Source organism: Streptomyces sp. NPDC051320, from assembly GCF_040682175.1.
Lineage (GTDB): Bacteria > Actinomycetota > Actinomycetes > Streptomycetales > Streptomycetaceae > Streptomyces.
This window is the reverse complement of the sequence record NZ_JBFBAL010000006.1, coordinates 325885-351646: the sequence shown is the minus strand read 5'-3', so window position 1 is coordinate 351646 and position 25762 is coordinate 325885. Positions and strand designations below refer to the sequence as shown.

The 25762-nt window shown below is 70.0% G+C and carries 26 protein-coding genes; 13 read left to right on the top strand and 13 right to left on the bottom strand.

Annotation, left to right across the window (positions count from 1 at the left end; genetic code table 11):
- Positions 1 to 6: 6 nt before the first annotated feature.
- Entirely contained in the window at positions 7 to 978 is a 972-nt protein-coding gene (locus tag AB0M87_RS16430) for an aldo/keto reductase (protein ID WP_365853284.1), read from the top strand.
- On the top strand, positions 975 to 1814 hold the full coding sequence (locus tag AB0M87_RS16425) for an amidohydrolase family protein (RefSeq protein WP_365853282.1): 840 nt from the start codon (positions 975 to 977) through the stop codon (positions 1812 to 1814). Before AB0M87_RS16430 ends, AB0M87_RS16425 begins: the two co-directional genes overlap by 4 nt.
- Here the strand turns inward: AB0M87_RS16425 and AB0M87_RS16420 are convergent.
- The 5 genes from AB0M87_RS16420 to AB0M87_RS16400 all read right to left on the bottom strand — a co-directional run bounded on the left by AB0M87_RS16420 (position 1802) and on the right by AB0M87_RS16400 (position 4656).
- A complete protein-coding gene (locus tag AB0M87_RS16420) occupies positions 1802 to 2458 on the bottom strand; it encodes a zf-HC2 domain-containing protein (RefSeq protein ID WP_365853280.1) in 657 nt (218 codons plus the stop codon). The genes AB0M87_RS16425 and AB0M87_RS16420 overlap by 13 nt on opposite strands.
- 126 nt (positions 2459 to 2584) lie before the next feature.
- Entirely contained in the window at positions 2585 to 3079 is a 495-nt protein-coding gene (locus AB0M87_RS16415) for a hypothetical protein (RefSeq protein ID WP_365853278.1), read from the bottom strand.
- Between the two features lie 141 nt (positions 3080 to 3220).
- Positions 3221 to 3682, bottom strand: a complete 462-nt coding sequence (locus tag AB0M87_RS16410) for a universal stress protein (protein WP_365853276.1) — start codon at positions 3680 to 3682, stop codon at positions 3221 to 3223.
- Between the two features lie 32 nt (positions 3683 to 3714).
- The gene (locus AB0M87_RS16405; protein WP_365853274.1) at positions 3715 to 4479 is read right to left on the bottom strand and encodes a hypothetical protein; all 765 of its coding nucleotides are present in this window, start codon (positions 4477 to 4479) and stop codon (positions 3715 to 3717) included.
- Positions 4480 to 4494: 15 nt separating this feature from the next.
- Positions 4495 to 4656 carry a hypothetical protein gene (locus AB0M87_RS16400; RefSeq protein WP_365853272.1) on the bottom strand — a complete coding sequence of 54 codons (162 nt, stop codon included), beginning with the start codon at positions 4654 to 4656 and terminating at the stop codon, positions 4495 to 4497.
- Positions 4657 to 4780: 124 nt separating this feature from the next.
- On the opposite strand from AB0M87_RS16400, the gene AB0M87_RS16395 reads away from it, so the two are divergent.
- The 4 genes from AB0M87_RS16395 (at position 4781) to AB0M87_RS16380 (ending at position 9431) form a co-directional block, all read left to right on the top strand.
- A complete protein-coding gene (locus AB0M87_RS16395; protein ID WP_365853270.1) occupies positions 4781 to 5098 on the top strand; it encodes a hypothetical protein in 318 nt (105 codons plus the stop codon).
- A gap of 120 nt (positions 5099 to 5218) precedes the next feature.
- Positions 5219 to 6190, top strand: a complete 972-nt coding sequence (locus AB0M87_RS16390; RefSeq protein WP_365853268.1) for an SCO0930 family lipoprotein — start codon at positions 5219 to 5221, stop codon at positions 6188 to 6190.
- 248 nt (positions 6191 to 6438) lie between these two features.
- Positions 6439 to 7251, top strand: coding sequence for an SAM-dependent methyltransferase (locus tag AB0M87_RS16385; RefSeq protein ID WP_365853266.1), 813 nt, complete (start codon positions 6439 to 6441; stop codon positions 7249 to 7251).
- The gene (locus AB0M87_RS16380) at positions 7248 to 9431 is read left to right on the top strand and encodes an EAL domain-containing protein (RefSeq protein ID WP_365853264.1); all 2184 of its coding nucleotides are present in this window, start codon (positions 7248 to 7250) and stop codon (positions 9429 to 9431) included. Before AB0M87_RS16385 ends, AB0M87_RS16380 begins: the two co-directional genes overlap by 4 nt.
- Here the strand turns inward: AB0M87_RS16380 and AB0M87_RS16375 are convergent.
- Positions 9401 to 10303, bottom strand: coding sequence for a LysR family transcriptional regulator (locus AB0M87_RS16375; RefSeq protein ID WP_365853443.1), 903 nt, complete (start codon positions 10301 to 10303; stop codon positions 9401 to 9403). The two genes, AB0M87_RS16380 and AB0M87_RS16375, sit on opposite strands and share 31 nt — an antisense overlap.
- Before the next feature lie 96 nt (positions 10304 to 10399).
- Here AB0M87_RS16375 and AB0M87_RS16370 point away from each other — a divergent pair, with 96 nt between their 5' ends.
- From AB0M87_RS16370 to AB0M87_RS16360, 3 genes are read left to right on the top strand one after another with little or no spacing between them, the layout of a single operon-like run.
- Positions 10400 to 11104 carry a succinate dehydrogenase gene (locus AB0M87_RS16370; RefSeq protein WP_365853262.1) on the top strand — a complete coding sequence of 235 codons (705 nt, stop codon included), beginning with the start codon at positions 10400 to 10402 and terminating at the stop codon, positions 11102 to 11104.
- A gap of 16 nt (positions 11105 to 11120) precedes the next feature.
- Positions 11121 to 13070 carry a fumarate reductase/succinate dehydrogenase flavoprotein subunit gene (locus tag AB0M87_RS16365; protein ID WP_365853441.1) on the top strand — a complete coding sequence of 650 codons (1950 nt, stop codon included), beginning with the start codon at positions 11121 to 11123 and terminating at the stop codon, positions 13068 to 13070.
- Positions 13067 to 13813, top strand: coding sequence for a succinate dehydrogenase/fumarate reductase iron-sulfur subunit (locus AB0M87_RS16360; protein ID WP_365853260.1), 747 nt, complete (start codon positions 13067 to 13069; stop codon positions 13811 to 13813). Before AB0M87_RS16365 ends, AB0M87_RS16360 begins: the two co-directional genes overlap by 4 nt.
- Before the next feature lie 35 nt (positions 13814 to 13848).
- Here AB0M87_RS16360 and AB0M87_RS16355 read toward each other — a convergent pair whose 3' ends face one another.
- Together AB0M87_RS16355 and AB0M87_RS16350 are read right to left on the bottom strand one after the other, a co-directional pair.
- Entirely contained in the window at positions 13849 to 14856 is a 1008-nt protein-coding gene (locus AB0M87_RS16355; RefSeq protein WP_365853258.1) for an MsnO8 family LLM class oxidoreductase, read from the bottom strand.
- A gap of 64 nt (positions 14857 to 14920) precedes the next feature.
- A complete protein-coding gene (locus AB0M87_RS16350; RefSeq protein WP_365853256.1) occupies positions 14921 to 15136 on the bottom strand; it encodes a dodecin in 216 nt (71 codons plus the stop codon).
- A gap of 295 nt (positions 15137 to 15431) precedes the next feature.
- On the opposite strand from AB0M87_RS16350, the gene AB0M87_RS16345 reads away from it, so the two are divergent.
- The gene (locus tag AB0M87_RS16345) at positions 15432 to 16652 is read left to right on the top strand and encodes an extracellular solute-binding protein (RefSeq protein ID WP_365853439.1); all 1221 of its coding nucleotides are present in this window, start codon (positions 15432 to 15434) and stop codon (positions 16650 to 16652) included.
- Here the strand turns inward: AB0M87_RS16345 and egtD are convergent.
- The 5 genes from egtD to AB0M87_RS16320 form a co-directional block, all read right to left on the bottom strand.
- Complete coding sequence (egtD, locus tag AB0M87_RS16340; protein WP_365853254.1) at positions 16627 to 17598, bottom strand: L-histidine N(alpha)-methyltransferase; 972 nt, start codon at positions 17596 to 17598, stop codon at positions 16627 to 16629. The two genes, AB0M87_RS16345 and egtD, sit on opposite strands and share 26 nt — an antisense overlap.
- Positions 17595 to 18350, bottom strand: coding sequence for an ergothioneine biosynthesis protein EgtC (gene egtC / locus AB0M87_RS16335; protein ID WP_365853252.1), 756 nt, complete (start codon positions 18348 to 18350; stop codon positions 17595 to 17597). The genes egtD and egtC overlap by 4 nt, the downstream gene beginning before the upstream one ends.
- Positions 18350 to 19651, bottom strand: a complete 1302-nt coding sequence (gene egtB, locus AB0M87_RS16330; RefSeq protein ID WP_365853250.1) for an ergothioneine biosynthesis protein EgtB — start codon at positions 19649 to 19651, stop codon at positions 18350 to 18352. The genes egtC and egtB overlap by 1 nt, the downstream gene beginning before the upstream one ends.
- Positions 19648 to 20937 carry an ergothioneine biosynthesis glutamate--cysteine ligase EgtA gene (egtA, locus tag AB0M87_RS16325; protein ID WP_365853248.1) on the bottom strand — a complete coding sequence of 430 codons (1290 nt, stop codon included), beginning with the start codon at positions 20935 to 20937 and terminating at the stop codon, positions 19648 to 19650. Before egtA ends, egtB begins: the two co-directional genes overlap by 4 nt.
- A gap of 184 nt (positions 20938 to 21121) precedes the next feature.
- Positions 21122 to 21574 (bottom strand): type II toxin-antitoxin system PemK/MazF family toxin, encoded by a 453-nt coding sequence (locus AB0M87_RS16320; protein ID WP_365853246.1) that lies wholly within the window; start codon positions 21572 to 21574, stop codon positions 21122 to 21124.
- A gap of 70 nt (positions 21575 to 21644) precedes the next feature.
- Between AB0M87_RS16320 and AB0M87_RS16315 the strand changes: the two genes are divergently transcribed.
- From AB0M87_RS16315 to AB0M87_RS16305, 3 genes are all read left to right on the top strand, one after another.
- Positions 21645 to 22760 carry a glycosyl hydrolase family 18 protein gene (locus AB0M87_RS16315; RefSeq protein WP_365853244.1) on the top strand — a complete coding sequence of 372 codons (1116 nt, stop codon included), beginning with the start codon at positions 21645 to 21647 and terminating at the stop codon, positions 22758 to 22760.
- A gap of 120 nt (positions 22761 to 22880) precedes the next feature.
- Positions 22881 to 24065: a thiolase family protein gene (locus tag AB0M87_RS16310; protein ID WP_365853242.1), complete on the top strand. Its 1185-nt coding sequence runs from the start codon at positions 22881 to 22883 to the stop codon at positions 24063 to 24065.
- 156 nt (positions 24066 to 24221) lie between these two features.
- Positions 24222 to 25658, top strand: coding sequence for an aldehyde dehydrogenase family protein (locus AB0M87_RS16305; RefSeq protein WP_365853240.1), 1437 nt, complete (start codon positions 24222 to 24224; stop codon positions 25656 to 25658).
- Positions 25659 to 25762 lie beyond the last annotated feature (104 nt).

Here is a 25762-nt window from a genome sequence, read left to right as displayed (position 1 = left end):
CGAACTATGCGGCGTACCAAGATCGGAAGCAGTTCGGTCGATGTCACGGAACTCGCCTTCGGGGCGGCCGGTATCGGGAATCTGTACACACCTGTCGACCCGGCGGAAGCCCAGGCCACCGTGGACGCGGCCTGGGACGCGGGCATCAGGTACTTCGACACGGCGCCGCACTACGGACTCGGTCTCTCGGAATATCGCTTGGGCTCGGCACTGCGTGGCAGACCCCGAGCGGAGTACGTCGTCTCGACCAAGGTCGGACGACTGCTCGAGCCCGGGCCCGGCGAGGGTGACGACCTCGGAAACGGTTTCGCCGTACCGGCCTCGCACCACAGAGTCTGGGACTTCAGTGCGGACGGCGTGCGACGCAGTATCGACGACAGTCTGGCCCGCCTCGGGCTGGACCGCATCGACATCGTCTATCTGCACGACCCCGACGACCACGGCGAGGACGCCCTCCGCCATGCCTATCCGGCGCTGGAGAGTCTCCGCTCCGAGGGTGTGGTGGGCGCCATCGGCGCCGGGATGAACCAGACCCGGATGCTCACCCGTTTCCTCCGCGACACCGATGTGGACCTGGTGCTGTGTGCCGGACGCTGCACCCTGCTCGACCGGTCCGCTTTCTGCGGCCTGTTGCCCGAGGCTGCCGCTCGCGGGAGGAGCGTGGTGGCGGGCGGTGTCTTCAACTCCGGTCTGCTCGCCGATCCCAGGCCGGGAGCCATGTACGACTACAGCGCCGCATCCCCGGCGGTGCTGGACCGCGCCCTGCGGATGAAGGCGGTCTGCGAGCGGCACGGTGTGCCTCTGCGGGCCGCCGCCCTGCGCTTTCCGTCCCGGCATCCCGCCGTCGCGAGCGTGCTGACCGGTGCCAGATCCGCCGCCGAGGTGAACGACGCGGCCGACCTGCTGCGTCTGCCACTGCCGGACGCGCTCTGGGACGAACTCTCCGGGGTCCAGCAGTCGGGGGCAGTGACCCGATGAGAACCATCGACGCCCACCACCATGTATGGGACCTCTCCGTCCGGGACCAGGACTGGCTCACCGGCCCGGAACACGCGCCACTGCGCAGGAATTTCGGCCTCGACGACCTTCTCCCGGCGGCCCGCGCCGCGGGCGTGCACGCCACGGTGGTCGTGCAGACCGTCACCGTCGCCGGGGAGACCCCCGAACTCCTGGCACTGGCTGCGGCCGGTGAACCGGTCGCCGGGGTCGTGGGCTGGACCGACCTGACCGTCCCCGGCGTCGGCGACACGCTTGCCGCTCTGCGCGAACTCCCGGGCGGCGACAAGCTCGTCGGTATCCGCCACCAGGTGCAGGGCGAACCGGACGTCGCCTGGCTCCTGCGCCCGGAGGTGCGACGCGGACTGGCCGCCGTCGCAGCCGCGGGGCTCGCCTACGATCTTGTCGTGCTGCCCCACCAGCTGCCGGTCGCCGCTGCGGCCGCGGCACAACTGCCGGAACTCACCTTCGTACTCGACCATCTCGGCAAGCCGCCCATCGCCTCCGGCACCCGGGAACCGTGGGCCGCGGACCTACGTGCCCTGGCCGCCCGGCCCAACACCGTGTGCAAGCTCTCCGGGATGGTCACCGAAGCAGGCCAGGACTGGACGACGGAAGGACTGCGCCCCTACACCGACACGGTCCTCGAGGCATTCGGCCCGGAACGCCTGATGTTCGGCTCCGACTGGCCGGTGTGCACCCTCGACGCGTCGTACGCCGAGGTGGTCGACACGGCGCACCGGCTCACCGCGAAGCTGAGCCCCGACGAGCGCCGGCAGGTCTTCGAGACCACCGCCGCACGGGTCTACGGGATCTGAGGCCCCACCGACAGCAGCCGCTTGCCACCCGACGTGCGCACCTCGAAGTGGTCGATCGCGTCCGGCGGGAGCGCGGTCGCACCCTTCGCGTGCAGCGGTCCCCGCCTGCCCGCCGTCCAGGTCGCCACCGTCTGCACCTCGCCGTCCCGGCCCACCGCGACCAGGCTGCAGACCTCGTCGTGCGGAGCGTCCCGCACGTCGACGTCGACATCCGTTCCCCAGTCGGCCGACTGCACGGCCACCGCCGCCGACACCCCGGTGGTGCGGTCGGTGGCGGCCCACCGCACCCCGGCCCCCGGCCCGTCCCCGGCCGACCGGGCGACCGAGAAAGTGCCGCCGCCGGCCAATACCACGGCCGCCGCCACCAGGGCCAGCCGCCGTTTGCGTCCTGCGCGCCGACGGGCCCGCACCCCGTCGAGCAGCCGGTGCAGCAGCGCCTCGCTCGCCGGGACGCCGGCTTCCACGCCCGGTGGCAGTTGTCGTGCGTAATCCGCCAGTAAGGCCTCCACGCTGCCGAATTCCTCCAGCAACACCGCACACCGGGGACAGCCCGTCAGGTGTTCCTCGAAGCGGAAGGCATCCGCCGGGCCGAGGACCCCGATGGCATACGCGCCGACAGCGCGGTGGAGTTCCAGTGACCTCATGCAGCCGTCCTTTCAGGTCACCCTCAGGTACGCGGCACACCGCCGAATCACTCACCCCCGCCCGCGCGTCGGGCACATGCCGACTCGACGTCCATGACCGCAGCGGTGCGCGTTCGGCCCGGTGCGCTAGAACAGGTGGATCGCCAGGTGGCCCAGCGGCAGCCCCAACTGCCAGGCCGGGGTCCACACCTGGGGCCAGTCACCCTCCGCCGTGTCGGGAGCCGCACCGCCCGGCTCGACCGCGTCGAGGTCCGCTGCCAGCAGTTCGGTGCCCTCGAGCCAGTGCCAGGCCGCTGCGGCCAGCGGAAGATCAGGGCCGCCGGAGGCTGTCGCCGCAAGCCGGTCGAGCCGTCCGCAGACCCACTCCCGCCAGCCGGAGTCGTAAGCCGTGAGCGACAGCCACTCGTCGAGCCGTGCCACCGTTCGGACATCGCCGGTGGCACCGTCCGAAAGGAAGACGGTCAGCGCCAGGGCGTCCCGCCCTGCCCGGTACTCGATCGTGGTCGGCGGCATCAGCTGACCGGTGCGCAGCAGTTCATCGGCGATGTACTCGGCGTACATCCATGCCATCGGTACCAGCAGTTCGCCGTCGCCGGTCCCGTTGGTGCTCTCGGGACGCATCCCGTTTCGCCTCTTTCGTACCTCGGCCAGGTGCTGCCCGGGATCGCCCAGGCACTCCAGAGTGCATTGAACCGGTGCCGGAGCCGGCGCGTGGCCAGAAGCGCAGGATTGGTCCGTGCGTGCGTCGCCGGACAGGAGGAGCTAGGGGACGACGGTGACCGGCCACCGGCCGGCCCGGACGAGCCGGACGGCCACCGACCCGATGATCCGGTGTCCGGCCGACTCCGAAGCGCCGACCACCACCGCGTCCGCCTTGAGCTCGTCGGCAGCGGTGACCAGACCGTTGTAGGGATCTCCACGGAAGGTGTGGAACTCCCAGCGCACAGCGAATATCCCCTTCACCCGCTCCGTCGCCGCCCGGAGTTCGGCCACCAGTTCTTCGGCGATCTCGCCGGTCGTGTCGGAAACGGGGGCCCCGAGCGAGGCCCCCGTCGACAGCACGGGCTGCACGTACACGATCGCGAGAAGCGCGTTCTGCCGTCTCGCGAGCCCCCCGGCATACGCGGCGGCACGCAGCGACGAATCAGAACCGTCTATGCCGGCAACGATCACTTTGGGACCGTCGGTACCGCGTTCGAACTGGTGAGGCTGCTGATCTGTCACGCGAGGAGGTTATCGCTTCTGCGTTCGGCCGCCTATTTCATGACGTGCGGGAAGAGATCGAGGAACGGTGCTGCGGTGGCCGAGATGCCGCGGCCGAAGGGTGCGTCGAAATCCCAGATCAGAAACAGCAGGAACGCGATCAGCGCACTGAAGAGCCCGGCCAGCAGCAACTCCTTGGCGGAGCGCCGGATCTGCAGCGTGAAGATCAGTCCGACCGTGATCAGCGCACCGATGATCAGGCCGAACCAGACCACCCCCGGCATGGTCGCCCCCGCGCTCTGTCCACGGGAACTCCGGGCGTCGTCGGCCGCCGCCACCTGGTCCACCAGGGGCTGATAGGCCTGCCCCTCGTGGTCGTTCCGCGGCTTGTAGTCGGTGACGTCCCTGCGCACCTGTTCGAGGAGCCGGCCGCCTTGCGGCGCGAGCTCGCCGTGTTCGCTCATGTGCTTCCACTCGGTGTCCAGCACGTAGCTGACGTACGTACCGACATCGGTGCGGATGCGTCCTCGGACGGCGGCCGGATAGACCGCGGAGCGGGCATCCACCTCGTGCAGGGCCTGGGCCTCCTGGCGCACGGATTCCTGCGCGGCGCTGCGGCCCTCCCAGACGCCCGCGATGGCGAGGCCCAGCACGATCGCATAGATCACGCCGATCATCATCGTCATGTACTCGATGACGTCCGGAGTCTCCGAGGGGTCGTCGTCATCGCCGACGCGCCGGTTGTTGAGGAAAGCGATGGTCAGGACGACGGCACAGGCGGCCGCCATGGCGATCGTGAGAACAAGCCATTCCGACAAGGGTGTCTCCGACGGTCAGCGGGAGGAGCGTGGACGGAGCACGGCCACGGCGAAGACCGCGGGAGCCGTGATCAGCAGCGTGAGGGTGACGATGGACGGCCCGTTCGACGGCTTCTTGTGGACCGGTGCCCGGTAGTCCGGGAGCGCCACCGGCTTCGGCGCCGGCTTCGGCCGCACCGACGGTTTGGGCGGCGGAGGCAGCGGATGTGGCGGAACAGGCGGCGGGGCAGGCGCCGGGTGGTACACCGGCGGCGGGACGGGAGCCGGTGGCGGGGGAGGAGGCGGTGCAGGTGGCGGGGGTTTGGGTGCCGGCTTCGGCCCCGCCGAACAACTGCCGGTCCCGCTGCCGCCGACCGCCACCACGGTGCCAGACGCGACCTGCCCGGACTGGGAGATGGAGGCGTACGAGCAGTTGCTCGCCGCCGCCGGCACGGGAATCAGCGTCAGCCAGACGAATGCCGTCGCGGCCACCAGCCGTGCGGCGAGCGGAATGAGCGTTCCCGGCGATCGGTCCATGCCGAGGAGCATGATCCAGGCCGCCGGTGCCCACTCCGCCATCGGCCCGGATTCGCCGGAACGAGGGGAGATCTACTGTTTTGTGTTTGGGGCGCCGAACTGACCGCCGGCGTACCGGAATTATCTCGCGGTCCATTGAACGGCAGGGGGGCTGCCACCCGTACCTAGGGCCAACTACGGCACACAACGTGCGCCGCACCCCCAACGGACAGCAGGAGTTCACATGAATACCTGGCGGAACGCCTCACTCGCGGTGACGGCGGTGGCAGTGCTGGCGCTGACGACGGCGTGCGGTCAGGACAAGGGCACATCGTCCCCGAACGGGCAGACCGTGGGCGACGCGCAGCCCGCCGGACAGGCGGCAGCTCAGCCGGGCGACGACGGATACGGGACGGACGGCGGATACGGATCGGTCTCCGCCTCGGGAGACCAGAAGCCGGCCGGTCAGCTCGCCGTCTGGAACAGCAAGAAGCTGGGGAAGGTGGTCACGGACAGCGCGGGATTCACGCTCTACCGCTTCGACAAGGACACCGCGAGCCCGCCGAAGTCGAACTGCGACGGCGACTGCGCGAAGGCCTGGCCGGCGGTGCCCGCCGGCAGTGTCACCTCGGCCCCCGGCACGGATGCCGCGCTGCTCGGCGAGGTCACCAGGGCCGACGGCAGCAAGCAGCTCACGATCGCCGGCTGGCCGATGTACCGGTACGCGAAGGACACCGAAGCGGGTGACGCGAACGGCCAGGGTGTCGGCGGCACCTGGTACGCGTCGGCGCCCGACGGCAAGAAGGCGGCACCCGCCGCAGCGGGCGCCACGGCAGCGGGATCGGCGGACTCTATGCCCGGGCTCTCGGTGCGGAAGGACCCGAAGCTCGGCAACATCATCGTGGACAAGCGGGGAATGACGGTCTACCGCCTGACGAAGGACTCCGCCTGGCCGATGAAGTCGGCGTGCACCGGGGCCTGCCTCTCCAAGTGGCCGGTCGTCGCACCGGTGCCGAAGGACCAGACGGCCGGCATCATCAAAAAGGGCTTTGTCACCTTCAACCGCCCCGACGGGCTGAAGCAGCAGTCGATCAACTGCTGGCCCGTCTACACGTTTTCCGGGGACATCAAACCCGGTGACACCAACGGTCAGGGGGTCGGCGGCACCTGGTACGCGATCACCCCCGAGGCGAAACTGGTGGGTGCGGGAAAGTAACGGCTCCAGTACCCTGCGCCTTGCCCCCTTGCTCCAGCCCCTTTGCTCCGTGTTCCTTTCCAGCACTCCGGCCCGTCCCCGCACCCCCACGCAGGGACGGGCCGGTCGCACTTGCCAGCGGCGTGTGACCAATAACGGACCGCCAATTTCCGTTTTTGCTCGCTCTCTTGCCGGTGGGTCAGTAGATTCGGCTCGAACACTGGCCATGGACATGGCCGGACCGTCGTGCCGACTCGTTGGAGACATTGATGGAGCGTCCTGCCTGGGCCCCGCAGGGCATCGATCTTTCGGTGCCGAGTGTGTCGCGGATCTACGACTACTACTTGGGCGGTTCGCACAATTTCGAGGTGGACAGGGAAGCCGCCCGTAAAGCCATGGAGTTCATGCCGGGCCTGCCCAAGGTGATGCAGGCGAACCGTGCCTTCATGCGCCGCGCGGTCCGATTCGCGGCCGACCGGGGAATCACGCAGTTTCTGGACATCGGTTCCGGTATCCCCACCTTCGGAAACGTCCACGAGGTCGCCCAGGCGGTAGCCCCGGAGTCCCGCGTGGTCTACGTGGACCACGACCCGGTCGCAGTCGCCCACAGCAAGGCCGTGCTGGAAGGCAACGACCTGACCGCTGTGGTCGCCGCCGATCTGCGAAAGCCCCGGGACATCCTGGACAGCCCGGAGGTCGGGGAACTCCTCGACCTGAACCGGCCGGTGGCGCTGCTGCTGGTCGCCGTGCTCCACTTCATCGAGGACTCCGACGACCCGTCCGCGGCCGTGGTGGCGCTGCGGGACGCCCTGGCGCCCGGCAGCCTGCTGATCGTCACCCACGCCTCGTACGAGGGCATCCCGGTACCGCAGGAACAGGCGGGCGGAGCGGTCGGCGTCTACAAGAACATCCGCAACCCGCTCGTCATGCGTTCCCGCGAGGAGGTCGCCCGGTTCTTCGACGGGTACGAACTCGTGGAGCCGGGCCTGGTCAAGATGCCGGAATGGCGGCCCGACACACCGGTCGACCAGGAGGATCCGTACGCCTTTTCCGGCTACGTCGGTGTGGGGCTCAAGGCGTGAACATGCCGCAGCGGAAGCCGGGATCCACCGCGGACCAGGACAGCCCCGAGGACAGACTGGGCCGTTTTGCGACCATCTGGAGCCGGGCCATCTTCCCGTCCACCGCCACTTCCCTGACCAGGCCCGAGTTCGAGAAGCACCTGCTGCCGCTGGCCCGCCGACTGAGCGACGCCCTGCACGCCTGGCCCTTCGACCCGGCCCCCGCGCATCGGGTCGGGGCCGATCTGGTCGCCGCGCACTGCACCGACCCCGATGCGCTCAGCCACACCCTCGGTGTGGTCGACTCCTACCTGGTGCTCTACTGCGGCAGCAGCGCGGCAGCGGCCGAGTTGACCCCCGAGGAGATCCGGGCACGCTGCGCCCGTCTGCAGCACGCCATCGCGGCCGGCTTCTCCAAGGCGCTGCGGGAACGCACCCTCGCCGAGCAGGAAGCCATCGCCCGCTCGGCACTCGCCGCCCGCAGCGCCGCGGAGTCTGCGCTGCACGTCACCGAAACCCGGTTCCGCGCGGTGTTCGAGGACGCGGCGATCGGTATCGGCATCGCCGACCTCGACGGGAATGTCCTGGAGGTCAACGACGCCCTGCTGCAGATGTTCGGCGGCCTCGACCATCACGTACGCAGCCGCAAAGTGACCGAGTGGGTGCACCCCGAGGACGCTCCTCAGGTGTGGGGACTGCATGCGGAGCTGGTGCGCGGCGAGCGCGAGCACTACCGCATCGAGAAGCCTTACTACCGCAATGACGGCACGGTCCTGTGGACGAACCTGACCGTGTCGCTGCTGCGTGACGCGGAGGGCCGGCCGCAGTATCAGCTGGCGCTGATGGAGGACACCACCGAGCGCCGGCTGCTGAATCTGCGGCTGCGCTACGAGGCGACGCACGACGCGCTGACCGGCCTGCCCAACCGGACCCTGTTCTTCGAGCGGCTCGACAAGGCGCTCGCCGCCAAGAACGGGACGCGATTCGGCCTGTGCTATCTCGACCTGGACGGCTTCAAGGCGATCAATGACTCACTCGGCCACTCTGCCGGTGACCGGCTGCTCGTCGAGGTGGCCGACCGGTTGCAGAGCTGCGCGACCGCGTCCGGCGAGATGGTGGCCCGGCTCGGTGGCGACGAGTTCGTGGCCCTCACCACCGGCGACGACACCGCGCACGAGGTCGAGGAGCTCGCGGCGCGCATCCTGTCGGCGCTGGCCACTCCCATCCGGATCGACGGGCGGGAGCTGACCGTCCGGGGCAGCATCGGCGTCGTCGAGGGGCCGTCCGGTATGCAGAGCCCCGCCGAGGTGCTGCGCAGTGCCGACATCACGATGTACCGGGCCAAAGCCGCCGGCGGTAACCGGTACCAGCTGGCCGATGCCGAGGCGGATGCCCGCGCCATCACCCGGCACGGACTGACCACCGCCCTGCCCACGGCGCTGGAGCGCGGCGAGTTCTTCATCGAGTACCAGCCGCTGGTGCATCTCGGCGACGGCAGCGTGCACGGCGCGGAAGCCCTGGTGCGCTGGTCGCATCCGCAGCACGGAGTGCTCGGACCCGACCGGTTCATCTCGCTCGCCGAGCACACCGGACTGATCGTGCCGCTCGGCCGCTGGGTGCTGGAGGAGTCCGTGCGGCAGGCCAGAGGCTGGCAGCAGCGGCATCCGGCGCACCACGACGGCGGTCCGCTGCGGATCAATGTGAACCTCTCGCCCACTCAGCTCTACCATCCCGGGCTGGTCGCCGACACGGTCGCCGTGCTCGAACGCACCGGCCTCGACCCCGGCGCGCTGTGCCTCGAAGTGACCGAATCGGCGCTGATCGGGGCGGACGACGATCTCCTGAAGCCGCTGCGGCAGTTGGCCGACATGGGCGTGGACATCGCGCTCGACGACTTCGGAACCGGTTACTCCAACCTCGCGAATCTGCGCCGGCTGCCGGTGAGCGTGCTGAAGCTGGACCGCTCCTTCACCCAGTCGATGCAGCAGCTTCCCGCCGACCCGGTGGATCTCAAGATCGTCGAGGGGATCGTCGCGCTGGCGCACAGCCTGCAGCTGGCCGTCACCGTGGAGGGGGTGGAGACCGGGACGCAGGCCGAGCAGCTGCGCGACCTCGGCTGCGACACCGCCCAGGGCTGGTACTACGCCAGGCCGGGCGCACCCGACCGGATTCACAGTCTGTCGCTGGCCGACGCCGTGTGACTGGCGAGCAGTACGTCCTGCAGAACGCGCGCCGCACGCGGTGGCGCGACGTCGCTGCGGTGCGCCAGCGCGATCGTGCGCCGAAGTCCCGGGCGGGCCAGCGGTGTCACCCGCAGTCCGCTCCCGGCCCGCACGGCGATCATGCTGGGGACCACGGCGACACCCAGCCCGGCACGCACGAAACCGAGTACCGCGTCCATTTCGCCGCCCTCGACGGTGAAATAGGGTTCGAAACCGGCCGCCCGGCAGGCCGACAGGGTGAGATCCCGCAGGTCGTACCCGTGCCGGAACATCACCATCGGCTCCCCTTCGAGATCGGTGATCCGCAGCGGTGAGCGTGGGGCGCCGGCCGCCGTCGACGACACCACCACAAGATCCTCCCGGAGCAGTTCGATCGTGGTGAGTGCGGGGGAGGGGGTGGGCAGCGGCAGCGCCACCAGGGCCAGATCGAGTGCGCCGCGCGCCAGTTCCCGTACGAGGTCGTGCGAGCCGCCCTCCTCGATCAGCAGCTGGATACCGGGGTGCTGGTCGTGGAAGGCGCGCAACACGTCGGGCAGCAGTCCGGTGCAGAGACTCGGCGTCGCGCCGAGCCGGACCCGCCCCCGGCGCAGCTGAGCCAGCTCCTGCACTTCATGACGGGCCGTCTCCGCGTCCGCCAGGATGCGGCGGGCGAGCGGGAGCAGGGTTTCGCCGGCCTGGGTGAGAGCGATATTCCCCCGCGCCCTGCTGAACAGCTCCGCGCCGAGCTCTTTCTCCAGCGCCCGGATCTGCTGGGAGAGCGACGGCTGAGCGACATGCACCTCCTCGGCGGCGCGGGTGAAGTGCCGGGTCTCGGCGACGGCGACGAAATAGCTGAGCTGCTGGAACTGCATACTGGCCACCATAACGCGGCGATAGTGCATGCCTATGGATATGAGGCGTTCCATGTCTTGGACCTCTTGTCCGGTGTCGCCGTAACGTCTCTTGCCATGGCACTGGCAACGAAGACGGAGCGAAGGCCGTCCATGGCGCGGACGGTCTGGGGTTCGACCGTCGGCAAAAAGACGATCATGGCCGTGAGCGGCCTGATCATGCTGTTGTACCTGGTCGTCCATATGCTGGGGAACCTCAAGATCTTCTTCGGCTCGGGGGACTTCAACCACTACGCGCACTGGCTGCGCACCATCGGCGAGCCGTTCCTGCACTACGAGTGGGCGCTGTGGATCATCCGAGTGGTACTCGTCGCAGCGGTGGTACTGCACGCCGTCTGTGCCTACCAGCTCAGCCGCCGGGATGTGCGGGCCCGCCCGGTCGCCTATACGCACAAACGCGGACGCGCCGGCTACGCGACGCGCACCATGCGCTGGGGTGGCATCATCCTGGCACTCTTCATCGTCTGGCACCTGCTGGACCTCACCACCCTCACGGTGAACAGCAACGCCCAGCCGGGACACCCGTACGAGAACGTCGTCGCCACCTTCAACACCTGGTACGGCGATGTCATCTACATCGTCGCGATGCTCGCACTCGGCCTGCACATCAGGCACGGCTTCTGGAGCGCGGCCCAGACCCTCGGCGCGGGAAAGCCCACCCGTGACCGGGTGCTCAAGACCACCGCCAACGTTCTCGCGCTGGTGCTCACGGTGGGCTTCATCGCCGTACCCGTCGCCGTCATGACCGGAGTCGTGAACTGACATGACCGAACCCCATATGAACGACTACGCGCGGTACCGGACCGGCGCGCCGGTCGTCGACACCAAGGCCCCCCGGGGCCCGGTCGCCGAGCGGTGGGACACCCGTCGCTTCGAGGCCGGACTGGTCAACCCGGCCAACCGCCGCAAGCACACCGTGATCGTCGTCGGCACCGGACTGGCCGGCGGCTCCGCAGGCGCCACCCTCGCCGAACAGGGCTACCACGTCGTGCAGTTCTGCTATCAGGACTCACCGCGGCGGGCCCACTCCATCGCAGCGCAGGGCGGCATCAACGCCGCGAAGAACTACCGCAACGACGGCGACTCCGTCTACCGGCTGTTCTACGACACCGTCAAGGGCGGGGACTTCAGGTCCCGCGAGTCCAACGTCCACCGGCTCGCCCAGATCTCCGTGGAGATCATCGACCAGTGCGTCGCCCAGGGCGTGCCCTTCGCCCGGGAGTACGGCGGGCTCCTCGACACCCGCTCCTTCGGCGGGGTGCAGGTCTCGCGCACCTTCTACGCCCGTGGGCAGACCGGCCAGCAGCTGCTGCTCGGCGCCTACCAGGCGCTGAGCCGGCAGATCGCCGCGGGCAATGTCGAGATGCACCCCCGCACCGAGATGCTCGACCTGATCGTCGTCGACGGCAGGGCCCGCGGCATCGTCGCCCGGGACCTGATCACCGGGAAGATCAGCAGTTACTTCGCGGACGCGGTGGTGCTGGCCAGCGGCGGTTACGGAAATGTCTTCTACCTCTCGACGAACGCCATGAACTCCAACGCGACGGCGATCTGGCGGGCCCACCGGCGCGGGGCCTGGTTCGCCAACCCGTGCTTCACCCAGATCCACCCCACCTGCATCCCGCGTACCGGGGACCACCAGTCCAAGCTCACCCTGATGAGCGAGTCGCTGCGCAACGACGGGCGGATCTGGGTCCCGAAGGCGAAGGGCGACATGCGCCCGGCCAACGAGATCCCCGAGGACGAGCGCGACTACTACCTGGAGCGCACCTACCCGTCCTACGGCAATCTGGTGCCCCGCGACATCGCTTCACGCGCCGCCAAGAACGTCTGCGACGAAGGCCGCGGGGTGGGGCCGGGCGGGCAGGGCGTCTACCTGGACTTCGCCGACGCGATCGCCCGAATGGGCCGTAAGGCCGTCGAGGAGAAGTACGGCAACCTCTTCGACATGTACGCGCGGATCACGGCGGAAGACCCGTACGAGACGCCGATGCGTATCTACCCGGCCGTGCACTACACGATGGGCGGGCTCTGGGTCGACTACGACCTGCAGACCACCGTCCCCGGTCTGTTCGCGATCGGCGAGGCCAACTTCTCCGACCACGGGGCCAACCGGCTCGGCGCCTCGGCGCTGATGCAGGGCCTCGCCGACGGGTACTTCGTGCTGCCGTCCACCATCAACGACTACCTGGCCCGCAACCCGCACCACGACGAGATCGATGCGGACCACCCGGCCGTCGTCTCCGCGATCGCGGAGACCGAGGACCGGCTCAATCTGCTGCTCTCCGTCGACGGGGACCGCACCGCGGACTCCTTCCACCGTGAGATCGGTGAACTGATGTGGGAGTTCTGCGGGATGTCCCGCACGGAGGAGGGGCTGCGCAAGGCACTCGACCGGCTGCCGCAACTCCGCGAGGAGTTCTGGCGCCGGATCAAGGTGCCGGGCACCGGCAAGGAGTTCAACCAGTCGCTGGAGCGGGCCAACCGCGTCGTCGACTATCTGGAACTCGCCGAGCTGACCTGCCTCGACGCCCTGCACCGGGCCGAATCCTGCGGCGGCCACTTCCGTGAGGAGTCACAGACGCCCGACGGCGAGGCCGAACGCCGGGACGAAGCGTTCTCCTACGCCGCGGCCTGGGAGTTCAGCGGTACCGGAGAGGCACCCGTCCTGCACAAGGAAGACCTGGTCTTCGAGTACGTCCACCCCACTCAGCGGAGCTACGCATGAGGCTCACCCTGCGCGTCTGGCGCCAGCAGAACGCGACCACCGACGGCGCCATGACCACCTACCACGTCGATGGCGTCTCGCCGGACATGTCGTTCCTCGAGATGCTCGACACCCTCAACGAGGAGCTCACCGTCAAGGGCGACGAGCCCGTCGCCTTCGACCACGACTGCCGTGAAGGCATCTGCGGTGCCTGCAGCCTCGTGATCAACGGCGACGCCCACGGCCCCGAGCGCACCACCACCTGCCAGCTCCACATGCGGGCCTTCCAGGACGGCGACACCATCGACGTCGAACCGTGGCGGGCCTCGGCCTTCCCGGTCGTCAAGGACCTGGTCGTGGACCGCTCGGCCTTCGACCGGATCATCCAGTCCGGCGGCTACGTCAGCGCCCCGACCGGTGCGGCTCCCGAGGCGCATGCCACGCCCGTGCCCAAGCCGGACGCCGACTTCGCCTTCGAGCACGCCGAGTGCATCGGCTGCGGCGCCTGCGTGGCGGCCTGCCCCAACGGCTCGGCGATGCTCTTCACCTCGGCGAAGGTCAACCATCTCAACGTGCTGCCGCAGGGCGTGCCGGAGCGGGAGACCCGGGTCCTGGACATGGTTGCGCAGATGGACAAGGAGGGATTCGGTGGCTGCACCCTCACCGGCGAGTGCGCCACCGCCTGCCCCAAGGGCATCCCGCTGCCCTCGATCACCGCGATGAACAAGGAGTGGCTGCGCGCCACCCGCAAGGTCAGCCGCTGACGTCCGGCCATGGGAGATGTCGCCCGGCACGGCGATCAGCGTGAGGCAGTGATCCGCGCCAGCCGCCGGTACGAGTCGAGCAGGGCGGCGCGGTCGTACGTACTCGTGGTGACCAGGAACTCGTCGGCCCCACTGCGGTCGATGAGCTTCTCCAGCCCGTCCGCGACCTCGTCCTCGGTGCCGTGCAGTTGTCCGCGCTGCGCCTCATCGAAGAGGGCGCGCTCACGTTCGGTCATCCGCAGGCCCGCGATCGTCTCGGCGGGGGCGAGCGGCGGGAACTCGCCGTGCGTGCGTGAGTACGCCGTGGACCACGCCTCGGGCAGCAGGATCCGGCGGGCCTGTTCGGTGGTGGCGGCCACCGCGACCGTGCCGGAGAGCACGACGTACGGCTGCTCGCCCCAGGCGGACGGGCGGAAGGCGTCCCGGTAGCCGTCGACGGCGCGCAGCATCTCGCCCTCCCCGCGGACGGCGGCGATCACCAGGGGCAGCCCCGCCGCGGCCGCGACCTGCGCGCCCGCGCCCGTCGCCAGCACGAAAGCGGGGATGCGCAGCCCTTCGGCCGGCCGGGCGTGCACGTGGGGATGCGCGGACTGTTCGCCGGAGAAGTAGCCGAGCAGTTCGGCCACCAGGGTGGCGAACTCCTCGGCGTCCTTCTTGCCGTGACCGAGAGCTCTGCGTATCCCGTCGGTGAACCCCACGGAGCGGCCGAGGCCCATGTCGATCCGGCCGGGGAAGAGCGATTCCAGTACGCCGAACTGTTCAGCCACCACCAGCGGCTGGTGATTGGGCAGCATCACCCCGCCGGTACCGACCCGGATCGTCGAGGTCGCTGCCGCCACGGCAGCGGCGAGCACCGTGGGAGCGGAGCCGGCGACGCCCGGCACACTGTGATGCTCGGAAACCCAGAAGCGGTGGTAGCCGAGAGCCTCGGCCTGCTGCGCGAAGCGCACGGTGTCACGCAGCGCCCCGGGACCGTCGTGGCCGGCGCGAACGCGCGAGCGGTCGAGTACCGAGAACCGGGTGGCGGAGATGGCGGAGCTCACACAGGGTTCAACGCGTCGGAGGGTCCCGCATTCCCCGGTCGGGCCGTGGCCCCGGTAGCCGGCCCTACTCGCCGTCCTCCAGCCGGAAACCGACCTTGAGGCCGACCTGGTAGTGCTCGATCCGCCCCTCCACGATGTGGCCGCGGACCTGGGTGACCTCGAACCAGTCGAGTTCGCGCAGCGTCCTTGAAGCCCGGGTCACGCCGTTACGGATGGCTTGGTCGATGCCCTCGTGTGAGCTGCCGACGATCTCCGTCACCCGGTAGGTGTTGTCCGACATGGCGTCGCACTCCTTTCGTCCCGTCGCTCGATGGTGGACTACTCCACGGTGCCCCACCCGCCCGCGCTCCGCGAGATGTCGTACCCCGTCACAAGCCGCTCACGACCGGGCGGCTACCCCTTGACCGCGGCGATTGGTCTGTACCAAACTCCCCTCCATGCCCGGTCAAGCCGTCTGAGCTTCCCCCACGTCGGGTCATGAACTGCCGTTTCCATACGCAGAGGTGACCTTCGTGAAATACCGCCCTGTCGTGAAGGGCCGTCTCGGCCTCGTCTGTACCGCTCTGCTCTCGGTCATGTCGCTCACCTCCTGTGGTTCGCTGCCGGGCACCGGCGGCCATTCCAGGACCGTGCTGGTCTGGCTGATGAAGGGCAGCGCGTCCGACGAGTTCATCCAGCAGTTCACCGAGGACTTCGAGAGCAAGCACCGGGACACCCGGCTGGACATCCGGATCCAGGAGTGGGGTGGCATCGGCGCGAAGGTGAACGCCGCGCTGACGGACGGGCCGAAGACCGGTGGGCGTCCCGACGTGATCGAAGTGGGCAACACCCAGGTCGCCATGTACGCGGACAGCGGAGCCCTGCGCGACCTCACCCTCGAATCGGTGAGGGACCTCGGCAGCAAGGACTGGCTGCCCGGGCTCGCCGACCCGGGAAGCATCAACGGCGCACAGTTCGGTATCCCCTGGTACGCGGCGAACCGGGTCGTCATCTACAACAAGGATCTCTTCAGGAACGCCGGGATCAACGAGCTGCCCCGGACCCGCAAGGCATGGATCAACGACACCGAGCAGCTGAACCAGGGTGATCAGCAGGGGATCTATCTGGCCGGCCAGGACTGGTACACCCTCTCCGGTTTCATCTGGGACGAGGGCGGCGAACTCGCCGTCGAGTCGGGTGGCCTGTTCACCGGCGCCCTCGCCACCCCGGCGGCACTCCGAGCGATGGCCTTCTATCGGCTTCTGCAGGCGCTCGGCGACGGCCCCAGGAACGCGGACGAGGCACACCCCCAGCAGGCCGATGTCTTCGCGGGCGGCAACATCGCCCAGATCATCGCCGTGCCCGGCACCGCGCAGGCCATTGTGAAGAGCAACCCGGAACTCGAGGGCAAGCTCGGGTTCTTCCCCATCCCCGGCAAGACGGCCGGCAAGCCGGCCGCGGTGTTCACCGGCGGCTCCGACCTGATCATCCCGGAAAAGGCCGACAACGCCGACGCGGCGGTCGACGTCGTCGAAGCCCTGGCCGGCGAGAAGTGGGAAACCGAGCTGGCCCGGACCATGAGCTACGTCCCCAACAAGACCACCCTGGCCGGCGCCGTCAAGGGCGAGGAGGGCACCGCGGCGATGGCCGCGGGCGCTGCCCGCGGGCGGGCCACCCCGAACTCGCCGCAGTGGGCGGCGGTCGAGGCGGACAACCCGATCAAGCCGTACATGACGAAGGTGCTCAACGGCGAGGACCCCGGCACAGCCGCGAAGGCCGCGTCGAAACTGCTCACCGACGAGCTGGTGGAGCGCTGAGCGACAGCGCGAACCTCCCCTCGGTGTCGGTCCACCAGTGCCGGAGTTCCAGGCCGGCGGCGGACAGCTCGGACCGGACGCCGTCCTGCCGGAACTTCGCCGACACCTCGGTACGCATCTCCTCGCCGGCGTCGAAGTGCACCACGAGATCGAGCTCCGGAATCTTGACGGTGAGCGCCCTGTTGGCCCGCAGGCGCATCTCGATCCACTCGTTCTCGCTGTCCCAGACGGCGACATGGTCGAAAGCGGCCGGATCGAAGTCGGCGCCGAGCTCGCGGTCGATGACGCTCAGCACGTTCTTGTTGAACGCGGCGGTGACACCGCTCCGGTCGTCATAGGCGGGAACCAGCACCGACGCGTCCTTGACCAGGTCGGTGCCGAGCAGCAGCGCGTCGCCGGGTTCCAGCAGTTCCCGCACGGCCCGCAGAAAGGCGGCGCGTTCGGTGGGCAGCAGATTGCCGATCGTCCCGCCCAGGAAGACGACGAGCCGGGGACCCGGGGTGCGGGGCAGTGTCAGCTCGCGGGTGAAGTCCGCGATCAGCGCGTGTACGGAGAGGGCCGGCCGCTCGGCGAGCAGCGCATCGGCGGCAGCGCTCAGCGCGCTGCCGCTGACGTCCACCGGAACGTACACCTCCAGGCCGGGCAGCGCGTCGAGCAGGTGGCGGGTCTTCTCGGAGGAGCCCGAACCCAGCTCGATCAGGGTGCGCGCGCCGGTGGCGACCGCGATCTCTCCCGCGCGGGAGAGCAGGATCTCCCGTTCGGCGCGGGTCGGGTAGTACTCGGGCAGCGCCGTGATCTCCTCGAAGAGTTCGCTGCCCCGGGCGTCGTAGAACCACTTCGGCGGCAGCGTTTTCGGCGTACGGGAGAGGCCGTGGAGCACATCGGCACGCAGTGCGGCTCCGGTGGCATCCTCCGGCAGGGTGCGGGTCAGCTGAAAAGGGCTCACGCGGGGGGCTCCTTGAGGGGGGTGAGCAGGACGTCGGTGCGGGTCGCCTCCAGCAGGGTGCGGTCCGGGACCCGGTGCCAGCGTGGATCGTCGTCGTAGGGCTCGGAGGCCACCACCGTGCGGCGGCCCGGTTCGGCGAGATACCAGAGTGTGTCGCCCCAGGCCGTCGCGGTGATGGACGGGCCGTCCGTCAGCAGCAGGTTGAGCCGGGAGCCGGGCGCCGCGGCGGCGAGATCGAGCACGGTGTCGGCCAGTGCCTGGCCCGCGCCGTCACCCTCCCGCAGCCGGTGCAGCACCAGTGCCCAGACCAGCGCCGAATCGCAGCGCGACTCCATGGCGAGCAGTTCGACCACCGGGAGGGACGCGGCCTGCGACGCGGCGCTCACCGGCCAGCCGGTGAGCGCACCGTTGTGACTGAACAGCCAGCGGTCGGCCGCGAAGGGCGCGGCCGCGGCCTCACCGTCGGCTCCGGGCGCGGTGGCATCCCGGACGGCGGCCAGCACCGCGCGGCTGCGTACCACCCGGGCGAGGTCGGCGAACGAGAGGTCGGCCCAGATGGGCCCGGCGCGCCGGTAGCGGGCGGGGGCCGGGTCGCCCTCGGCGTACCAGCCGACACCGAAACCGTCCGCGTTCACCGTTCCGTACCGTTGGTGGCGAGGGGCCCAGGACTGGCGCAACAGACCGTGCACGGGCTTCACGAGGATGTCGCCGAGCGGCTCCGCTTCACCCAGCCAGGCGATGTGGCGGCACATCAGGCATCCCTGGCGGTACGGAAGCCGGCGAAGATCTGGCGGCGCACCGGCAGGTCCCAGTTCCGGAAGGTACCCCGGCAGGCCACTTCGTCCACCGAGAAGGCGCCGCCGCGCAGCACCTTGTGATCGGGGCCGAAGAACACTTCGGAGTACTCGCGGTAGGGAAAGGCCACGAAACCCGGGTAGGGCAGGAAGTCGCTCGACGTCCACTCCCAGACGTCGCCGATCAGCTGCCGTACACCGAGCGGGGACGCGCCGGCGGGATAGCTGCCGACGGACGCGGGCCCCAGGTGCCGCTGGCCGAGATTGACCCGCTCGGCTGTCGGCTCCCCGTCGCCCCAGGGATAGCGACGGGAGATGCCGGTCGCCGGATCGTGCCGGGCGGCCTTCTCCCACTCGGCCTCGGTCGGCAGCCGCCGTCCCGCCCAGCGCGCATAGGCGTCTGCCTCGTACCAGCTCACGTGGAGCACCGGTTCGTCCGACGGGACGGGTTCGACGACCCCGAAACGGCGGCGCAGCCACTGACCGCCCTCCCGGCGCCAGAACAGCGGCGCTTCGAGCTCGTGACCGCGGACCAGATCCCAGCCCTGATCCGTCCACCAGCGTGCGTCCCGGTAACCGCCGTCCTCGATGAAGTGCAGAAACGCGCCGTTGGTCACCGGGCTGGTGTCCATCCGGAAAGCCGGGACGAGGCGGCTGTGTGCGGGCCGCTCATTGTCGAGGGCCCACGGCTCGGTGGACGTGCCCATGGTGAACGGGCCGGCCGGGACGAGAACCTCGTCCGGGAGTCCGGTGGCGTCCGCCGGAGGCGGCGCCGGAGCGGTGAGCGCGGCGGGGCCTGCGCGCAACTGGTGGGTGATCAGCATGGTTTCGTCGTGCTGCTGTTCGTGCTGGGCGATCATCCCGAAGGCGAACCCGGCCTCTACCAGGGGCCGTCCCTGCAACGGGGTGCTTTCCAGGACGTCGAGAACCCTGCCGCGTACTTCGGTGGCATAGCTGCGGGCTTCGGCGGGGGCAAGCAGCGGCAGCGTGGGGCGGATCGCCCGCGGGTGCTCGAACGCGTCGTAGATCGAGTCGATCTCCGGGCGTATCGCCTCCCGGCCGGCGACCGCCCGCAGCAGCCACTGCTCCTCCTGGTTGGAGATGTGCGCCAGGTCCCAGACCAGGGGGGACATCAGGGGCGAGTGCTGCGCTGTCAGGTCACGGTCGTCGACGCATTCGGTCAGGGCGGTGGTGCGGCTGCGCGCGCCGGAGAGCGCTTTGAGCGCGCTCTGCCGCAGCGCCGTGGAGTCGTCGGTCATGGCCGGATGTCCTTCCGGTGGTCGATCCGCTGAGCGGGAGGGAGAGCGGGGCCGAGCCCCGCCTCGAGCAGATCGTCGGCGGGGCAGCGGCCCCGATCGACGTAGCGGGACGTGAACGCGGCGACCGCGTTCTGCACCGCCGTGGATGCGCCCATCCGGGGGAGTGCGTCCAGCGCCGCGTCGAAGCAGACCGCGGCGACGGCGCGCAGCTCCGGATCGGCGAGACCGGACCGGGCGGCGTTCGTCCACAGCGGATTGCGCGGCGCCTGGCACGGGCCGGCGATCTCAGCGAGGGGTTTGACGGCCCGGTACACGGTCTCGGCCGCCGCCGGGTCGTCGAAGAGCGCGGTGGTCACCGCCAGCGGCACGATCCAGCCGTCCTCACCGGACTGGGCGTCGATCATGCGCAGTTCGAGATGTCCGCGCGGCCGGACCGGCGGGAAGAGGGTGCTCATGTGGTAGTCGAGATCCTCGCGGGTCGGCGGTCTCGGCAGCCCGGTGCGCACCCAGGTGCGGAACGTCAGGTCCTCCGGCGTCGTCCAGGGACCGTTGTCGTCACGGATGCACATGACCGGTGCGTCCAGCACATGCGCGGCCCAGGTGTCCCGCGGCTCCGCGCCGAGGGCCGGGGCCAGCGAGCGGACCGGATCGAGGTCGGCCCACTGGGACTGCCGGGTGGACAGCCAACCGGTGCGGCGCCGCTGCCGGAGCGGCGAATTGGCGAAGGCGGCCACCAGGACGGCGCCCAGCAGATGCGCCAGCCGCCAGCGTCTTCCGTAGCCGAGCGGACCCGGCTCCTCGTTCCCGGCGTCCAGACAGACCTGGATCGACGCGGACCCGCACATCATGGCGCGGCCCGCGGGCCCGCTCCGGTCCAGGCAGGCTTCCATCGCGTCATAGCGAGGTTCATGCAGCAGCCGGCGAGGGGGATGCCAGGGATCCTGGCCGAGGCCGGTGAGGACCAGGCCCTGGCCGCGCAGGACACCGCGTACGGCGTCCAGGTCGGCGGAGACGGATCCGATGCACTCGCTGAGGGACGTGGCGGGAAGCGAGCTGAGCTCCAGCTGGCCGCCGGGTTCGAAGGTGAGCGCGGCGGCGAGCGGCAGGGCCCGCACCGCGGCATGGGCTTGTGCGATCCGTGATTCGGACAGCGGAACCCGGGGATCGCGCAGATCGTGGACGAGCCATTCGAGCTCGACTCCGATACGTCGCGGTGGGCCAGTTTTGAAGCAGATGCATCGGAGCAGGTCCTCCGCGTCCACTTCGCTGAGCAGGGGTAGGGACATGATCGGCTCCTCGGTCCGAAGATACCGGCAAGCCTCCTCCGGTGCCTTCCGAAGGATGCTCCGTCCTACCTAAGCCACTGCCGGCGGTCCGCACAAGTGGGCCATGGAGGGCCCCGATCGCCGTTGCGCGGACGTTCACCTCGTGCTCACCGTGGCCGAACCGCGCGGTCGGCCGCGTGGCTGCTCAGCCCCAGCTGTACCGTTCCTTCAGGCGCTGTACCATGGCGTCGAACCGCGGCCGGTCCAGAGCGCACGCCTCCCGCCGCATGCCGTTTTCGTGGACCCGCAGCACCCGGTCAAGATCCACCCAGGACTCGCGACCCTCCCGGTCCCACGGGCCGGCTCCAATGGCCAGCCACTCGCGGTCCCGGTCATGGCGCTTGCTGGAGAGCCGTACGGCCAGCAGGGTGCCCGCCGTCTCCCGGGCCACCACCAGCACCGGACGGTCCTTTCCGCGGCCGTCGTTCTCTTCGTACGGCACCCATGTCCAGACGATTTCGCCGGGGTCCGGGGCGCCGTCGCGGTCCGGCGCGTAGGAGGTGCGCACCGGTCCGATGGCCCGGGGCTCGGCCTCGGTCGTGGCGTGCGGGCCGGTGCTGCCCGGCAGGTCTGCGTGTGCGTCGCGACAGGTCGTCATCCGGTCACGTTAGAGCCTGGACGGAGCATCCCGCGGGGCGGGTCCCGGGTTCCGGCCGCAGGCTCGGTCCATGGTCATTTCGCACCCCCGCCGCCGGCGTCTTCGTTCCCTGGCCGCGCTCGGCTGTCTGCTGCTGACAGCACTTCCCGCCACCCTGGCGTTCTCCGCGCCGCCGGATCCGGCCCGCGCAGGATCGCCGGGTCCGGCGGGCTCCTCCCGCGGTGCCGCGGCGACCCGGACCGCCTCGGCGTGGCTCCCGTACTGGGACGTGGAGGACGCGTACCAGGACGCGTTGAGCCATGCGGGTCAACTGCACACCGTCAGCCCCTTCTGGTACAAGATCGCCTCGGCCGGCCGGCTCGAAGGACATCCCGGCGCGGGCAACGCCCGGATCGTCGAAGGGCTGCACCGGGCCGGCATCGACGTGGTGCCCACCGTCATGGACATGGACACCATGGAGCCGGGCCGGCTCGCGAAGATCCTCACCACACCCACTGATCGTGCCGCGCAGGTCGGTGCCCTGGTCGCGCTCGCCGACAGCAACGATTACGACGGCGTCGACATCGACTACGAGACGATCACCACGACGCCCACGGCCACCTACGAAAAGGTGCGGTCCGCCTACGCCGCCTTCGTCACCGACCTCTGCGCCGCCCTCCACAGCCGGCACAAACAGTGCGTCGTGACCGTCTCCGCCCAGACCGCGGGCACCGGGCGGATCTGGGACTACGCCGCGATCGGCCGCGCCGTCGACCGTATGCGCATCATGGCGTACGACCTGCACTGGGCGAGCGGCGAGCCCGGGCCGGTGGCCTCCACCGACTGGTACGACGAGATCCTGCGGCGGGCGACCGCGCTGGTGGCGCCCGCGAAGATCGAGATGGCGCTGCCCGCCTACGGCTGGGACTGGCGGGCCGACGGCGAGGGCAGCGCGCGCAACGTGACCTGGAAGCAGGCGGAGGAGCTGCGCCGCAAGGAAGGCGCCTCCTATCAGTTCGACACGGTGTCCGGCACCCCGCACTTCACCTACCGCGACGGCAAGGTGCCCAGAACCGTCTGGTACCAGGACGCCCGCGGTGTCGCTGTGCATCTGGGGGCCCTGCGGAAGTACGGAGTCCGCAACACCTCGCTGTGGGCGCTCGGATTCGAGGACCCTGGGCTATGGAAGGTACTCGCGAACGGCTGACCGCCCGGGCCCGTTGACACGGGAGGGCACGAAGCAGAGACTCGGGCGTAGCCAATCATGAACAAAAGTTCATCAGGCGAACGCATCGGGCGGGCGCGGGATGGGCGTGGGAGAGATTCGATGAGCATCCGCGACGTCTACATCGTCGACGCAGTCCGCACGCCGATCGGGAAGTTCGCAGGTGCGCTCTCCTCCGTACGCCCGGACGACCTCGCGGCCCATGTGGTCCGGGCGCTCGTGGACCGCGCACCGGACCTCGACCCGGCGCGCATCGACGACGTGTACTTCGGCGACGCCAACGGGGCCGGCGAGGACAACCGCGATGTGGCCCGGATGGCCGTGCTGCTCGCCGGGTTGCCCGCGTCCGTTCCCGGGGTCACCGTCAACCGGCTGTGCGGCTCCGGCCTGGAAGCCGTCATCCAGGCAGCGCGGGCCATCGCCCTCGGAGACGCCTCGGTCGCCGTCGCCGGCGGTGTCGAGTCGATGTCCCGCGCCCCCTGGGTGATGCAGAAGCCCGAACGCGCCTTCCCCGCAGGGCATCAGCAGCTGCACTCGACGACGCTCGGCTGGCGCATGACCAATCCCCGGATGCCCGAGGAGTGGACCGTCGCTCTCGGGGAGGGTGCGGAGCTCATCGCCGACAAACATGCCATCACCCGGGAACAGCAGGACGCGTTCGCGCTGAGCAGCCACGGCAGGGCGGTGGCGGCCTGGGATGCGGGCCTGTACGACGGTGAGGTCGTGCCGTACGAGGGCGCCGGTCTGCTGCGTGACGAGTGCATCCGCCCCGGTTCCAGCATGGAGACGCTGGCCAAGCTCAAGCCGGTCTTCCGCGCGGACGGCACCGTCACCGCCGGGAATGCCTCACCGCTCAACGACGGCGCGGCGGCGCTGCTGCTCGTCGACGAAGCGGGGCTGCGGGCCACCGGCCGGGAACCGCTCGCCCGGATCCGGGCGTCGGCGGTGACCGGAATCGAGCCGCAGCTCTTCGGACTCGGCCCCGTCGAGGCGGTCCGGCAGGCGCTCTCCAAAGCGGACAGGAGCTTCGCCGACCTCACCACCTTCGAGCTGAACGAGGCCTTCGCCGCGCAGTCACTCGGCTGCCTCGCCGAGTGGCCGGAACTCGACCCGGCGCTCGTCAACCCACGCGGCGGCGCCATCGCGATCGGGCACCCGCTGGGGGCCTCCGGAGCGCGTCTCGCCGGCTCGGTGGCCCATCAACTCGCCGCCGCGGGGTCGGGCACCGGGCTCGCGGCGCTGTGCATCGGGGTCGGTCAGGGGCTCGCGCTGGTACTCGAACGCTGAGACCCGGGGCAGGAGCCCTTTCCGGTACGGCCTGGCGACCGGATGACTACGATGCCGTACGCGGCGCCCGCGTATGAACGACCGCCCTCGAACACCCCGTTGCACGCTCTCGTTGAACACTCGCGTTGAACGTCCCTGAGCCGCTGGAGATGCGTCATGCCTCTGCTCGATCCCAAGACCTGGCAGGCCCGGAAGCTCGGCGGCGGTGAATCTCCGGTCACCGAGCCCGCCACCGGCGAGACGCTCGCGACGGTCACCCTGGCCACCGCCGAGGACATCGCCGTCGCGGCCGAGGCAGCCAGGACGGCCCAGGGCGCCTGGGCCCGTACACCGCACTTCCTGCGCGCCGCCGTGCTGCGCAAGGCGGGCGACCTCTTCTCCGCGCACGCCGACGAACTCACCGAATGGCTGGTCCGCGAATCCGGCTCCGTACCGGGCAAGGCCGCCTTCGAGCTGCACGTCGCGGCGGAGGAGTGCTACGAGGCGGCCGCGCTCGCCTCCCGCCCCACCGGACAGGTCCTGCCCAGCGAGGAACCGCGGCTCTCGTACACCCGTCGCGTCCCGGTCGGTGTCGTGGGTGTCATCGCCCCCTTCAACGCCCCGCTGATCCTCTCCATTCGCTCCGTCGCCCCCGCCCTGGCCATCGGCAACGCCGTGCTGCTCAAGCCTGACCCGCGTACCGCGGTCTGCGGGGGGATCTCCCTCGGTGCGGTCTTCGCCGAGGCGGGACTGCCGGAGGAGCTGCTGTACATCCTGCCGGGCGGCGCGGAGGCCGGACAGGCGCTGGTCGACGACCCGCGCGTACCGGTGATCTCCTTCACCGGTTCCACCGCCGCAGGCCGTGCGGTGGGTGAGGCGGCAGGCCGCAGGCTCAAGCGGGCGCATCTGGAACTCGGCGGCAACTCGGCCCTGATCGTGCTGGAGGACGCGGACGTCGAAGCGGCCGTCGCGCAGGCCTCCTGGGGGTCCTTCTTCCACCAGGGCCAGATCTGCATGACCACCGGGCGGCATCTCGTCCACGCGTCGCTCTATTCGGAGTACGTCGAACGGCTCGCCGCCAAGGCGGACTCGCTGGCCGTCGGCGACCCGTACCGTGCGCAGGTCCATCTGGGGCCGATCATCGACTCGGCCCAACTCGCCAAGATCCACGGTCTGGTGGAGGCCAGCACGGCCCGGGGTGCGAAGCTCGCCGCGGGCGGGTCGCACCAGGACCTGTTCTACCGGCCCACCGTGCTCGCGGACGCCGACGACCTCACCCCCGCGTACCAGGAGGAGGTCTTCGGACCGGTGGCGCCCGTGCGGTCCTTCGCCACACTCGACGAAGCCGCGGGTATGGCCGCCACCGGCCCGTACGGTCTCTCGCTCGGCATCGTCACCCGGGACACCGCTCTGGGTCTGGAACTCGCGGACCGCATCCCCACCGGGATCACCCATATCAACGACCAGACGGTCAACGACGAGGCGGTGGCGCCCTTCGGCGGGGTGGCGGCATCGGGAACCGGGGCGCGGTTCGGCGGTGAGGCCAATCTCGAGGCATTCACCGAACTGCGCTGGACCACGGTCCGCGGGGAACCGGCCGACCATCCTTTCTAGTGCCGGAACCGGCCGGGGGGGGGGGGGGGGGGGGCCCGGGGCGAGGCGGGGTACCGGCGGACCTCCGAGCCGAACCGCGCATCCGCCGTGCGGAGGTGTTCCTC

Excerpts from the sequence above, each read along its gene's own strand:
- egtC (WP_365853252.1), bottom strand. The coding sequence starts at position 18,350 with ATGTGCCGCCACATCGCCTGGCTGGGTGAAGCGGAGCCGCTCGGCGAC.
- AB0M87_RS16360 (WP_365853260.1), top strand. The coding sequence starts at position 13,067 with ATGAGGCTCACCCTGCGCGTCTGGCGCCAGCAGAACGCGACCACCGAC.
- AB0M87_RS16420 (WP_365853280.1), bottom strand. The coding sequence starts at position 2,458 with ATGAGGTCACTGGAACTCCACCGCGCTGTCGGCGCGTATGCCATCGGG.
- AB0M87_RS16345 (WP_365853439.1), top strand. The coding sequence starts at position 15,432 with ATGTCGCTCACCTCCTGTGGTTCGCTGCCGGGCACCGGCGGCCATTCC.
- AB0M87_RS16320 (WP_365853246.1), bottom strand. The coding sequence starts at position 21,574 with ATGACGACCTGTCGCGACGCACACGCAGACCTGCCGGGCAGCACCGGC.
- AB0M87_RS16375 (WP_365853443.1), bottom strand. The coding sequence starts at position 10,303 with ATGCAGTTCCAGCAGCTCAGCTATTTCGTCGCCGTCGCCGAGACCCGG.
- AB0M87_RS16370 (WP_365853262.1), top strand. The coding sequence starts at position 10,400 with ATGGCACTGGCAACGAAGACGGAGCGAAGGCCGTCCATGGCGCGGACG.
- egtA (WP_365853248.1), bottom strand. The coding sequence starts at position 20,937 with ATGTCCCTACCCCTGCTCAGCGAAGTGGACGCGGAGGACCTGCTCCGA.
- AB0M87_RS16310 (WP_365853242.1), top strand. The coding sequence starts at position 22,881 with ATGAGCATCCGCGACGTCTACATCGTCGACGCAGTCCGCACGCCGATC.
- AB0M87_RS16415 (WP_365853278.1), bottom strand. The coding sequence starts at position 3,079 with ATGCGTCCCGAGAGCACCAACGGGACCGGCGACGGCGAACTGCTGGTA.
- AB0M87_RS16385 (WP_365853266.1), top strand. The coding sequence starts at position 6,439 with ATGGAGCGTCCTGCCTGGGCCCCGCAGGGCATCGATCTTTCGGTGCCG.
- egtB (WP_365853250.1), bottom strand. The coding sequence starts at position 19,651 with ATGACCGACGACTCCACGGCGCTGCGGCAGAGCGCGCTCAAAGCGCTC.
- AB0M87_RS16390 (WP_365853268.1), top strand. The coding sequence starts at position 5,219 with ATGAATACCTGGCGGAACGCCTCACTCGCGGTGACGGCGGTGGCAGTG.
- AB0M87_RS16305 (WP_365853240.1), top strand. The coding sequence starts at position 24,222 with ATGCCTCTGCTCGATCCCAAGACCTGGCAGGCCCGGAAGCTCGGCGGC.
- AB0M87_RS16365 (WP_365853441.1), top strand. The coding sequence starts at position 11,121 with ATGAACGACTACGCGCGGTACCGGACCGGCGCGCCGGTCGTCGACACC.
- AB0M87_RS16315 (WP_365853244.1), top strand. The coding sequence starts at position 21,645 with ATGGTCATTTCGCACCCCCGCCGCCGGCGTCTTCGTTCCCTGGCCGCG.
- AB0M87_RS16430 (WP_365853284.1), top strand. The coding sequence starts at position 7 with ATGCGGCGTACCAAGATCGGAAGCAGTTCGGTCGATGTCACGGAACTC.
- AB0M87_RS16425 (WP_365853282.1), top strand. The coding sequence starts at position 975 with ATGAGAACCATCGACGCCCACCACCATGTATGGGACCTCTCCGTCCGG.
- AB0M87_RS16350 (WP_365853256.1), bottom strand. The coding sequence starts at position 15,136 with ATGTCGGACAACACCTACCGGGTGACGGAGATCGTCGGCAGCTCACAC.